This window comes from Paenibacillus sp. VMFN-D1, assembly GCF_003386155.1.
Lineage (GTDB): Bacteria > Bacillota > Bacilli > Paenibacillales > Paenibacillaceae > Paenibacillus_AQ > Paenibacillus_AQ favisporus.
Genome location: NZ_QRDU01000001.1, coordinates 1050110 through 1062584, shown reverse-complemented (window position 1 = coordinate 1062584; position 12475 = coordinate 1050110). Strand labels below are relative to the sequence as shown.

General features: G+C 52.8%; 11 protein-coding genes. 3 read left to right on the top strand and 8 right to left on the bottom strand.

Annotation, left to right across the window (positions count from 1 at the left end):
- Positions 1 to 41 precede the first annotated feature (41 nt).
- The gene (locus tag C7820_RS05005) at positions 42 to 2324 is read right to left on the bottom strand and encodes a histidine kinase (RefSeq protein WP_116229999.1); all 2283 of its coding nucleotides are present in this window, start codon (positions 2322 to 2324) and stop codon (positions 42 to 44) included.
- A 281-nt stretch (positions 2325 to 2605) separates the two neighbouring features.
- Between C7820_RS05005 and C7820_RS05000 the strand changes: the two genes are divergently transcribed.
- Together C7820_RS05000 and C7820_RS04995 are read left to right on the top strand one after the other, a co-directional pair.
- Entirely contained in the window at positions 2606 to 3193 is a 588-nt protein-coding gene (locus tag C7820_RS05000; RefSeq protein ID WP_116229998.1) for an RNA polymerase sigma factor, read from the top strand.
- Positions 3174 to 3986 (top strand): DUF4367 domain-containing protein, encoded by an 813-nt coding sequence (locus tag C7820_RS04995; RefSeq protein WP_116229997.1) that lies wholly within the window; start codon positions 3174 to 3176, stop codon positions 3984 to 3986. The genes C7820_RS05000 and C7820_RS04995 overlap by 20 nt, the downstream gene beginning before the upstream one ends.
- A gap of 78 nt (positions 3987 to 4064) precedes the next feature.
- Here the strand turns inward: C7820_RS04995 and C7820_RS04990 are convergent, their stop codons facing one another.
- From C7820_RS04990 to C7820_RS04965, 6 genes are all read right to left on the bottom strand, one after another.
- A complete protein-coding gene (locus C7820_RS04990; RefSeq protein ID WP_116229996.1) occupies positions 4065 to 4580 on the bottom strand; it encodes a hypothetical protein in 516 nt (171 codons plus the stop codon).
- Positions 4581 to 4758: 178 nt separating this feature from the next.
- Complete coding sequence (locus C7820_RS04985) at positions 4759 to 5724, bottom strand: ABC transporter ATP-binding protein (RefSeq protein WP_076171631.1); 966 nt, start codon at positions 5722 to 5724, stop codon at positions 4759 to 4761.
- On the bottom strand, positions 5717 to 6700 hold the full coding sequence (locus C7820_RS04980; RefSeq protein WP_076171628.1) for an ABC transporter ATP-binding protein: 984 nt from the start codon (positions 6698 to 6700) through the stop codon (positions 5717 to 5719). Before C7820_RS04980 ends, C7820_RS04985 begins: the two co-directional genes overlap by 8 nt.
- A gap of 14 nt (positions 6701 to 6714) precedes the next feature.
- Positions 6715 to 7644, bottom strand: coding sequence for an oligopeptide ABC transporter permease (gene opp4C / locus C7820_RS04975; protein ID WP_116229995.1), 930 nt, complete (start codon positions 7642 to 7644; stop codon positions 6715 to 6717).
- Positions 7645 to 7659: 15 nt separating this feature from the next.
- Positions 7660 to 8616: an ABC transporter permease gene (locus C7820_RS04970; RefSeq protein ID WP_076171622.1), complete on the bottom strand. Its 957-nt coding sequence runs from the start codon at positions 8614 to 8616 to the stop codon at positions 7660 to 7662.
- Positions 8617 to 8697: 81 nt separating this feature from the next.
- Positions 8698 to 10452, bottom strand: a complete 1755-nt coding sequence (locus C7820_RS04965) for an ABC transporter substrate-binding protein (RefSeq protein ID WP_116229994.1) — start codon at positions 10450 to 10452, stop codon at positions 8698 to 8700.
- A gap of 288 nt (positions 10453 to 10740) precedes the next feature.
- Between C7820_RS04965 and C7820_RS04960 the strand changes: the two genes are divergently transcribed.
- Positions 10741 to 11193, top strand: coding sequence for an SRPBCC family protein (locus tag C7820_RS04960; RefSeq protein ID WP_116229993.1), 453 nt, complete (start codon positions 10741 to 10743; stop codon positions 11191 to 11193).
- 159 nt (positions 11194 to 11352) lie between these two features.
- On the opposite strand, the gene C7820_RS04955 is transcribed toward C7820_RS04960, so the two are convergent.
- Positions 11353 to 12270, bottom strand: coding sequence for an ArsR/SmtB family transcription factor (locus tag C7820_RS04955; protein WP_258875119.1), 918 nt, complete (start codon positions 12268 to 12270; stop codon positions 11353 to 11355).
- Between the last annotated feature and the right edge of the window lie 205 nt (positions 12271 to 12475).

The following is a 12475-nucleotide window of genomic DNA, read 5'->3' as shown; positions in this document are numbered from 1 at the left end:
ATGATTAAAAGGAATGTTCTTCTAATATACCATTTGTGGCATTATACGAGAAGCACATCGATCCGGCTTGCCCCATGAATCAGCCGTTTCAGCATTCTTCGGCGTGCATATCTAGTCATGATTCCTTCTTCTGAGCGTCCTAGAATCATCTGGGTTGCATGAATTTGTTCGGCCTGCCCCAGCACTTTGGCCGGCAGTCCTTTCCACCCGTCTGTTTCAAGAATGCCGAAATGCCCCTGCAGGCTTTCGGTCAGCCTCTGCCATCGCCCCAGGTCGCAATCCCGGCCTTCCATGCGGACGCAAGTCACATGAAGCGCGGCCTTGAGGCGATATGCGATGCGGAATCCGCGCCGGATGAGGCGCTCGGCAGAGGTCCCGGGGAGGATGCATACAAAGATCACCTCCTCCTTTCTCCATGGTCCGCGAAGGGACATATTCCGCTGCCAGGACTCCAGCCGCTCGTCCACATCGTCGGCCAGTTCCCGGAGGGCCAGCTCCCTTAGCGCAATCAGGTTCCCCGTTCGGAAAAAGGAACCCAGCGCCTGATCGACCTTGTCCGCCGCATAAATTTTCCCTTCCCTCATCCGCTCCTGCAGCGATTGCGGCGTAACGTCAATCAGCTCCACCTCATCGGCCATTGACAGCAGCGTGTCCGGAACCGTCTCGGAGACCCGGATGCCGGCGATGCGCTCGACGGCATCGTTGAGGCTCTCCAAATGCTGAACATTCAAGGTTGTTATGACCGAAATCCCGTTCTCCAGCAGAAGCAAAATATCTTCATACCGTTTGCGGAAACGGCTGCCTGGCATGTTGGTATGAGGCAGCTCATCGACGAGCACGAGCTCCGGACTTCTTGCCAGCAGCTCCTCTGTATCCATTTCGTACAGCGTAGCGCCTTTATAGGAAATCTCCTTTGGTGGGATAACAGGCAAACTGCTGACCTGCGCCGCCGTCTCCGCGCGCCCATGCGTCTCGAGCCACCCGATAACCACATCCGTTCCCTTCGCCAAGATGTCATTCCCCTCGCGAAGCATGGTGTACGTTTTGCCCACGCCGGGGGCCGCGCCGATATAAATTTTGAATCGGCCGCGCTCGATCTGCTTCACTTTCTCGTTCATTTCCTCGCGGCTGAGCCGGTGATACCCCTTCCCCTGCTTGTTTTGCGTTCGGCGGGCCGGCAGAATCCGCGGTTCCCCTTGCGCCGTGCGGTCGGCCACCCAGAACACGTCGATGCCATGCGCATGCTTCAGAATGCCGTTCGTCACCGAACCCTGCCACAGCTCCTGCCAGGTGCTTTTCCGGGAATGCCCCAGCACGATCCGGGTCACTTTTTTATCAAAAGCATACCGGATCAGCGACTTGGCAAACCGTCTTGGAGCCGACAAAGACAGCTCCTCCAGCTTGGCGTCCGTCTTGTCCGCCATTTTGTGCAAAGAACGCTTAAATGCCTCTTGCTCGCGCGACAGTGACTGCTTGGGTCGCGTAAAGACAACGACGAGCAGTTCGCCGTTCAGGCGCTTTGCGATTTGCTGTCCGCGCCGTACATAGATCGAACCGTTCCAATGGTATTGCGCCGCCACCAGGATACGCTCCGAGGCACCGGAGGGACCGCTGATGCCCTCGTGCTCGCGGAACTTCTCCAGCGACTGATTCACATCGTCGGCCATCAAGCGCAGCGCAAGCTCCCGAAGGAGGGCCAAATCCTTGCGGGAAAAGGACGCCCCGTCCCGGACGCTCCGCAGATGGCCTTCGTTCAACCGGGAGATGAGCGTTTCCGGAGAAACGTCGATCAGCCGAACCTCGTCGGCCATACCCAGAGTCGTTAGCGGAACGGTTTCCCTGACCTCTACCCCGGTCCATTTGCGGGCAAGTTCATGAATGCCTTCAATTTCATACACATTGACGGTTGTGATGACGCTGATGCCGTGATTCAGCAGAAACTGGATATCTTCCAGCCGGGTTCGATGCTCGGCGTGCTTGCGGTTTCGATGAGCTAATCCGTCCACAAGCACAACTTCGGGATTTCGGCTTACAATGCCCGGCAGATTCAGATCCTTGTATTCCGTTTCTCCTTCATTCCAGTGGATGCTGGGCACCCTTTCCAGGTCTGCGAGCTGCCTTTTCGTTTCCGTACGCTGCAGTGTGGACACCGCGCATATGACGACGTCAATCCCCTGGGATTTCAGGGTTTGACCCTCGCGGAGCATATGATAGGTTTTCCCGGAACCGGTCACCGCCCCGATGATGATTTTGAGCCTCCCCCGCCGCAGTCTATGGATTTCTTCGAGAATTTCTTCCGGCGATTTGCGTCTGTAATCCCCCATGGCTCAAGCCCCTTCTGCACATTGTTGATATGTGCTGAATCTTACCTGTCCACAGCCATCTTTGTAAAATCGTTCACCGCCGTTTTTGGATCACCCTGTATTGGTATTTCCCGATCTAGCGTCTTTTTCGGAAGAAAATGCGTCTATTTAAGCCTGATTCACCCTGTCTCTTCCGTATCCGTTTCACATGAAAGAATAGGCTAAACTGGACATATCATGTAAAATGGGAAAGATGAGATAAAACAGACGAGAGACGGGCGAATGGGAAAGAGGGGAAAACCATGCCGAACATGATCCGGCTTCTTGTGTCTACGGATTACAACGATCTCAGCCGGGATTTACAGGAAGAAATCTATTATGAGTACTATGATTATGCCTACGGCATGATCATGTATATCGTGAAAAACCATTCCGTGGTGGAAGATATTATCCAGGATGCTTTCATTAAGATCGTCAAAAGCAAACCCGTGTTTGAAAATGAAGCCAAGCTGAAAGCCTGGCTCAAAGTCGTGACGCGCAACACGACCATAAATTATTTACGAAAAAATAAAAAGTACCGTAACCAAGTCGATGTCGAAGGTGTCTTTATGTATAAAGAAGAGATTGCACAGCCGACGGTGTCGATCGAAAATACGGTAGAAACGAAGTTCATGGAAGAATCGATTATTCAGTATTTAAGGGAATTGAAACCGGAATACCGGGTTCTGGTCGAGTATCGCTGGCGCAAGGGCCTGTCGTACCGGGAAATCGCCGATCTGCTTGAAGTTACCGAGGATGCCGTCAAACAACGTCTGTACCGGGCACGCGAAAGTATCAAGAAAATGCTCTTTAAGGAATGGGGGGTAAAGGATGAAAAGCGAAAAATTTGAAGAATGGTTTGATTCCGCCTTCGAGAAGGCAGCCTCTTCAACTTCCTTGACGTCCGAAGATAGCAAGAAGGCATCTTGGAACAAGGTTCGGGCCCGGCTTAATGAAGTGAACCGTTCCCGCAGACGTAATCGGCACCTGCAGCTTGGCGGTGTGGTGGCCGCATCTTTTGTGGCCGGAGCGGTCATTTTCAGCTCCACAGCCGTGACGAAGGCCATTTCTCCGCTGATCGACTCCATTGTTGACTGGGGAGACGGCGTTAAGAATGTGGCTTTTCTCCAAGACGATCAGTCTGATACGGGAGGGATCGCGAAAACCCCTCCCCCGCCAAATTATATGGACGGGGAGACGGACCCGCCGCCATGGGATGGGAAAATCATTTCTTCGGAACAGGGTGTCCCAACAACGCGCCCGCTCAGTGAAGTGCAGAAAGAATTGAGCTTTACCATTCCGGATTTTAGCGGCCGAATTCCGGAGCGTTATCATTTCAAGCAATCCACCGTCATAGCAAAAGATCTCGAAACAAAGAAATATAACGAAATTACTATGCTTTATACCGGGCCAAAGGAAGACGATAATCTGTTCATTACCGTGAGCCGGATTCTCCCGAATTCCAGCACAGGTTATTTCACGAACGGAGAACCTGTCAAGATCAAGCTCAAGAACGGCTATGAAGCCTATTATACCGAAAGCAACATGAATTCGCTGATCATGAAATATAATAAAGTGCAGCTATACATCATAAGCACGGCGAGTAAAGAGGAAATTCTCAACCTGGTTGAGCCGCTTCCCTAATGAATGATTTGTTGGCATCCCCCTATTCAGCGTGACCAGAAAGTGACCGCCCGCAGGCGGTCACTTTTATTTATTATCCTATTTGGCCAACACTTGAGGGGAATACGTGGTGGTCTGTTCGAAAGCAGATCCTTGATATACGGTATGGTAGGCTTTGGCGCGGTAATAATATCCCGTGATCACCGTACCGTTGTAATCCCCGGATATCGTGCTGTTTCCAGTGTCCAGGTACCGTCTCGTTTCCATATCGACCCATGCGGATCCGGTCCAGCGCTGCAGGGTTAGATCGAGACCAATCTTGTCAACGCTCTGTTTGGCGTAAGTGCTGGCCTTTAAAGCCACGGTTGTGCTATTGACGAGCGAGGCTGACGCATAGCAGTTGTTCAAGTATGTGAAAGACGCGAAGCTCGTGATGAAGTGTTCAGGAGGCGGAGGAGTGGTTAAGGCTCCCGGTTCTTTTACGGCGGCTGCGGAAATGTCCGCATCATCGGATCCGGCTGGTTCGGCACCCGCCCCGGTCGCGAGAAGCATACTGAGTACGGTAGTGGCGGCAATAATGGCTGGCAGTTTGTGGTTGATCCATTTCTTCGTCATGACTCTCACCTTTCCTTTAGGAAATATTGAATTTCACTACTATTAACGGCGGCCTCCTTTCAGAGGTTTCATCATTTTTTCATCATTTTCTTTGCTTTTTCTCACATTTTCATTAAAAGCACTAAAAAACCCCCGTTTCGATCGAAACGGGGGTTTCCCTTCCCCTAACAAGGGGCAGTTACACTAGGTGACAGGCAACGAAGTGACCGCCGCCCGCATCGCGGAACTCCGGCACTTCTTCTTTACAGCGGGCCACCGCAAACGGGCAGCGCGTATGGAACTTGCAGCCCGAAGGCGGATTGGAAGGGCTCGGAATGTCGCCCTTGAGCACGATACGCTCCCGCTTCAGCTTCGGAATCGGAACCGGCACGGCTGACAGCAGCGCCTTCGTATACGGATGCAGCGGATTTTTAAACAGCTCATCCCGGGTCGCCGTTTCGACCATGGAGCCCAGGTACATAACGCCGATACGCGTGCATAGATGTTCCACGACGCTGAGGTCGTGGGAAATGAACAAGTACGCAAGTCCGCGCGTTTCCTGCAGCTTGCGGAACAGGTTGATGATCTGCGCCTGGATGGATACATCCAGCGCCGAGACGGGCTCATCGGCAATAATGAGATCCGGATTAAGAACCAGTGCCCGGGCTATGCCGATCCGCTGCCGCTGACCGCCCGAAAATTCATGCGGGAACCGGTCAATATGATAAGAGGACAATCCGCAGGATTGAAGCACTTCCAGCACCCGGTCGCGAATCTCCGCTTTTGGTACCAGGCCGTGATCGAGCAGCGCTTCGCCGATGGCGTCTCCGACGCGGATCCGCGGGTTCAGGGAACTGTACGGATCCTGAAAAATCAGCTGCATGCTTGGCCGGAGCTTGCGCAGCTCCTCGGGAGGAAGGTCATAAATATTGATGCCTTTAAACTTGACCTCCCCTGACGTCTTCTCGATCAGGCGTATGGCCGTGCGGCCAACCGTGCTTTTGCCGCTTCCGGACTCGCCGACCAGCCCGAACGTTTCGCCCGGCCGGATCGTGATGCTGATATCGTCAACGGCCTTCACGTGACCGACAGTGCGATTCAGTAGACCTTTCTGGATCGGAAAATATTTTTTCAAATGGCTGATTTCAAGCAATGCATCAGACATGAACAACCGCCTCCTCATACAGCCAGCAAGCGGCTTTTTGCTGATCCGCAACTTCCTTAAGCGCCGGCTGTTTCGTTCTGCAAATGTCCATGCAGTGCGCGCAGCGGTCATGGAAATAGCACGATTCGGTCAGATCCAGCGGATTCGGCACCTGCCCCGGGATCGAATACAGCTCATCCTGCCGCTGATTAATGATCGGCTTGGACTTAAGCAGCCCCTGCGTATACGGATGCTTCGGCGACTCGAACAGCTTCACCACTTCGCCTTCTTCCACGACTTTACCGGCGTACATGACAACGACGTAATCCGCCATTTCGGCTACGACGCCCAGATCATGGGTGATCAGCATCATCGACATGTTCGACTTCTTTTTAAATTCGCGCAGCATATCCAGAATTTGAGCCTGGATCGTAACGTCCAGCGCCGTCGTCGGCTCATCGGCAATCAGCAGCTTCGGACCGCAGGAGATCGCAATCGCGATCATAATCCGCTGCAGCATACCGCCGCTCAATTCATGCGGATAGGAATCGGCGATTTGCTCCGCCCGCGAGATCCCCACCTGCTCGATCAGTTCGATCGCACGGGCGCGGGCCTCCTTCTTGCTCAGCTTCTGGTGCACCATAAGCGGCTCCATAATCTGCTGCCCAATTTTCAGAACCGGGTTCAGCGAAGACATCGGCTCCTGAAAGATCATGGAGATGTCATTCCCGCGGATCGTACGCAGCTCGTTTTTGCTGAGCTTCAGCAGGTCCCGGCCGTCAAACTCAATGCTTCCGCCAACCACTTTACCTCCCGGTTCCTCAATCAGACCCATGATGGACATGGCGGTAACGCTTTTACCGCAGCCCGACTCGCCGACGACACATACCGTTTCGCCTTCACGGACGCGCAGGCTGACGTCATTTACGGCTTTGATCACGTTTTTGTCGCTGAAGAAATGCGTGCGCAGATGGTCGATTTTAATGAGATCTTTCATAGAACGCTGTTCACCTACCTCTTCTGTTTGGGATCCAGCACATCCCGGAGTCCGTCTCCAAATATGTTAATGGCAATTACCGTGATAAAAATAGAGAATCCTGGAGGAATCCACAGCCATGGATGCTCCTGAAAATCGATCAAATTGTTCGCCGCGTCGATCATATTTCCCCAAGTCGGTGTCGGCGGCATGACGCCGAGGCCGAAGAAGCTCAGCACCGACTCGCTGAGGATCGATCCGCCAATATTGAGCGTCGCAATGACGATCAGGAGCGGAACGATATTCGGCAGCAGGTGGTTGAACAGCTTGCGTCGGTCGCGCAGACCGAGCACCACGGCAGCCTGCATGAATTCGCGCTCGCGCAGGCTGAGCATCTGCCCCCGGACCATCCGGGCGAGCCCCGGCCAGTTGACGAGGCCGAGCATCAGCATGACGATATACATGCGGTAATTCGTCGGCACCTTCCATTCCGACAGCAGCGCGCCGAAAATAAACAGCAGCGGCAGTCCCGGAATGGTCAGGAGCAAATCGGCAATCCGCATAATGATTTGGTCGACGATTCCCCGGTAGTAGCCGGCGATCGCGCCGAGCAGCGCACCGATAAACACGGACAGGAACATCGAAGCCAGACCTACCGTCAAGGAAATGCGGCCGGCTTGAAGCACCCGCGTAAGCACGTCACGCCCGAGGGCATCGGTACCGAGCCAGTGCTTCATGCTTGGCGCTTTGTTCATCACATTCATATGAATCTTGTTATCAGCATAAGGCGAAAATACGGGCCCCAAGAAGCAAGCGATAAACATGATGACCACGACGACAAGTCCAAAAATCGCCAGCTTGTTATGCAGCAGCCTCCGCATCGACTGTTTAAATAAGGAGGAAGACTTCGGCGTCGTTGTTGGAGCCGGATCGGCATCGGTCATTGGTGTACTGTTAATGGCCATAAGCGTATCCCCTCCCTAATGCAGCCGCACGCGCGGATCGGCGATGTGATAGAGCACATCCGACAGCAGCGTGCCGATGACCGTCAGAATCGCCAGCAGCATCGTGAAGCCCATGAGCAGCGGATAGTCCCGCAGGCTGAAGGACTGCATGTACAGCTGACCGATTCCCGGCCAGTTAAAGATTTTTTCGATAATAATCGATCCGCCGAACAATGCCGGCAGTTCAAAGCCAACCAAGGTGATGGCCGGCAGCAGCGCATTGCGCAGAGCGTGCCGGAACAAAACTTTGTCCTCTTTCAGCCCTTTCGCCCGGGCCGTGCGGATATAATCCTGCTTGATGACGTCAATCATATTGCTGCGGAAATAGCGCGTCAGCGAGCCGACGCCGAGCAGCGTCATGACGATGACAGGCAGCGTCATATGATGGATGACTTCCTTAATATAAGCCCAGCCAGTCGCGTTACTTCCCGTCGTTAACATCCCGCCCGGCGGCAGCCATTTCAGGTCGACGGCCAGAATCTTGATCAGGAACAGGCCTATGAAGAAGGAAGGGATCGACATGGCGGCAAAAATGGCCACCATCACGATCGTATCGAACCACGAATACTGCTTATAAGCGGAAACAACCCCGATGATCACGGCGATAACCCAGGTCAAAAACGTGGATACGACTGCCAGCAGGAAGGAGTTCCAAATATACTGGTTAAACAGCTTCAGCACCGGCTGCTGTTGCGCCAGCGAGAAACCGAAATCTCCGTGAAATACGTTGTTCATCCATATGCCATACCGTTCCAGCAGCGGCTTGCTCAGTCCGTAAATCTCCCTTAACTCCGCTTTACGTTCCGGGCTCAGCTTGATGTTGCTGCTGATGAAATCCCCCGGAGTCAGCGCGTAGAGGCTGAAGATCAAAAAGGATGCCGCAAACAGGATGACGATCATGTAAATGATACGCTTCGTCAAATAAGTGCCCATCATTCGCCTCCTAATTACATGGTCCCCCGCCGCAGAAGCGGCTGCTTCGCGGTCGGGGGACTCCATTGTGGGTCCTTCTGATTATTGTACCGGCTTCAGCGACCAGTCAGGCAAGCTGTTGGCAAGTCCGACGAACGGGCTGACCTTCAGGTTCTCGATGCGGCCGTTGTAACCGTACACCGTCTTCTTGTAGTTCGTGAAGATGACCGGCAGCTCGTCGTTCAAGAGCTGGAACAGCTCTTTGTAGATGGCTTTGCGCTCTTCGATGTCGGAAGTCGCGAGCGCTTTGTCATAGAGCTCTTTGACCTTCGGATTGTCGTAGGCTTTGATCTCGCCGTCGATAAACTGCATGACGCCGTCCGACGGATCCTGCAGCAGCGGAGTCGAGAAGGATACGAGATCGTAATCCCCGCTCTCCACCTTGGACACGAGGGAGTTGAAGTCGGCGAACACTTCCGGCTGGAAGTCGACGCCGATCGCCTGGAAGTTCTCTTTAGCTACCGGAATAAAGATATCCGTCTGCTTGCTCTTCGAGCCCAGGTAGTGGATCGTCAGCTTCTTGCCGTCTTTCTCGCGGATGCCGCCTGCGCCCACTTTCCAGCCGGCTTCATCAAGCAGCTGCTTGGCTTTTTCCGAATCAAATTTGTACGGGTTAATGCCGTCTTCGGTGTAAGCCCAGGAGATCGGTGGAGCCGGAATGTTGGCTACTGCACCGGCGCCTTCGTTCGCGTCCACGTAGATGCTTTGACGGTCGAGGCCGTAAGCGATCGCTTGGCGTACTTTTTTATCCTTCAGTGCTTCGTGTTCCAGGTTGACCTGCAGGTAACCGTAGTTGCTGGCCGTGTAAGGCAAAATGTTGGTGAAGCCGAGGGACTTCAGCTTCTCGATATTTTCGGTTGTGGCCGGGAACGAAGTGTAATCAATTTCTCCGGTCTCCAGGTACTGCCAGGCATCGCCTTCGGACGTTTTATAAATGAAGTGCTCTGTTTTCGGCTTGCCTTTATAGTAGTTCTCGTTGGCGACAAAACGGACTTCCTGGCCTGGAATGAATTTCTCCAGCTTGTATGGGCCGTTGCCGACCGGCGTTTGATGCAGGTTTTTGATGTAGCTCAGGTCGCCGAACTTATAATCCTTGCCGTAGTATGCCTTGGACAAAATGTTCGAGCCGAGCGTGACGAGCGCCGTTGCGTTCGGCTTATCCAGCGTGACGGAAATCGTCTGCGGATCGACCACCTTGATGCCGGAAATGCTCTTCGCCTTGCCATCCTTGTAATCCTGCGCTCCCTGGATCGCGATCGTGCTCGGGATGATCGAATCGCCGTCATAGGACGGGTCGAACAGGATCGTCCATGTAAACGCCACGTCGTCAGCCGTCATTGGTGATCCGTCGCTGAATTTCAGATCCTTCCGCAGATGATATGTAATCGTCTTCTGATCTTCGGAAATGTCCCATTTCTCCGCAAGGTCCGGAACCGGTAATCCCTTATCGTCCACCGTCACCAGCGAACCGAACAGCAGGGAGTTGACGTTGCCGTCATAACCGCTCTGGGTAAAATAAGGTGTGAACGCACCGCTTGGGTCGGTCAGCGCCACGATAATCGTGTCCGTACGCTGCTTGGCCACATCGGGCAGTTTGGACAAGTCGGCTGCCGTATAAGGCTCGGTCAGTGCAGAGGTTCCTCCGGCATCGGACGAAGCCGCTGTATCTTTTGTACCCTGCTCCGTTTGAGCCGTTCCGCTGGATGAACCCGTGTCATCACTATTGTTCGAGCATGCCGTAACCAGCATTGATCCGACGATCAACAGCGAAGTTAGCAAGTACACTCCTTTTTTCATCATCATAACCTCCCGTTTTTACTCACCATTCCGATGAATTAAGTATGATTTATATTTGTAGATGATATCGTTATTATAGAAACCATTTCGAGTTCTGTAAATAGAGAACTAAAAGTTTTTTTCTGAAAGTTTGTCATATGCGTTTTCTGTAAGGGAAATAGCCCGTTTCAACGTTGAGGCGATGTCCCCTGTTTGTTCCCGTTTTGGCATGACTTCGGCCTTCAAAATATGCTAGGATAAGGTAAATCATAGATTCATTGACGACTGGCCAAAGGAGACTTCATTACAGTGACCATTAAACACGAAATATTCATTGAAAAAGAGCTGGATCTGGTATGGAGGGCTTGGACGGAAGAAGACCGCGTTAAGGCGTGGCTGGCTCCTGCAGCACGGATTGAACCATGGGAAGGCGGCAGATACGAGCTGTACCCTGACCCGAATGATCAGACACCGACCGGATGCAAACTGCTCAAATATGAGAAACCACGGGTGCTGCAGTTTGAGTGGAAAGGACCTGAAATTTTTGCGGAGACGATGAATCTGGACGGGGATTTAACCATGGTGCAGGTCAATTTCAAACAGCTGGAGGACCTTACCCGCCTCAGCGTGATGCACATCGGATGGAAAAATACGCCGCAAGGCATGGCTGCAAGGCAGTGGCATGTCCGTACGTGGCTTCAACTGCTGGACGAGCTCAAAGCGGCAATAGAGTCCGAAGATCATATACTTAGCCGGCCGTAAATGGTTAACGTACAAATAGCCTGGTTCCGTAACATCTACGGCCAGGCTATTTTTAATGATATCTGCTCACATCTGTCTATACGATCTGCTGCCGAATGACCCCTTCGTGTAGTATGGTCCGGTCCCTTATGCTCTACTGTTCCAACTGGTATCGAAGCTTCAGCCTTCTTCTATGTACCCGAGCAGCCGCTCCTGCATCTGATGGATGGCGCGTTTTCTCAGGCTGTATTCGGTCAGGTTCTCCCCTTCAAAATGGGCGTAGATTAACCCGGCGGTGCGCAGCTTTGAGATGTGGTCGTGGGTAATGCCTTTGGACAGCTGGACATGACTGACGATTTCCGTAAACGTCCGCGGTCCTCCATGCAGAAAGCGCAAAATTTTAAGCCGGCTTTTCTCGCCGAGGCTGCGGATCATCCGCAGGTCATGGGTCGGAATATAATCATCGTCTCCCAAATAAATGCGGGAATTATAATGGCAGTAAATTTTCCGTCCATAATGGGTCACCATGTTGACCGGTTGAAAATGGTACTGCGGAATGAGCACCAGCTCGTCCGCGCTGTCCACCGGTTTGAACAGCATGCCGTTGGTCGTCTCGTCGACAAAATCCGCCCGGTCCGCGTCCGTCAGCTGCTGCAGCCGCTCCTCTTTCTCCCGTTCCAGCGCCTGCAGAATGGCCGGATCTACGTTCCGGAAGTACTGCTCGTACCATTGTTCAAACATCGATCGCGTCCGGGCCAGGAAAACCTCCAGATCCTCGTCCGGAAACTCATTGCCGTTCGCAGTAAACAGCTGAACCAGGTCCTGAATCGTCAGTTTCTCCAGCCAGTCCAGGAATCCCTCGACGCCCCTGCCCTCCGGAACGAGGAGGCCCAGCAGGTAAGCAAAGCTCCACCAGTCGCCATTCACGAGCATCTCGTCCAGCATGGCGGCAAATTCCGGCTTGAGCTGTTTCTTGGTGGCCGTTGCCCACGAAGGGGACAGATCGATCTTTTTGTAGGATGCCCGGCAAATATAGGTATGAAGGCTGTTCATAAATTCATGTACGGGCTCGAATTTGATGTCAATGCGGTAATCCAATCCTCGGTTCCCCCTCTCAAATTAGTAATCATTATAACGTGAATGCTCCGTGATGTTCCACTCCTTTAACGAATCACCGTATCATAGTCCAAACGGCATTCGATAGAAATGCTGCCTTTTCAGCACAAAATGGAACTCAATATAAGGATTTCTTATCGATTTACTAAGAAAAATTGAAGACCCAACCTGTGAATATAAAGAGCAC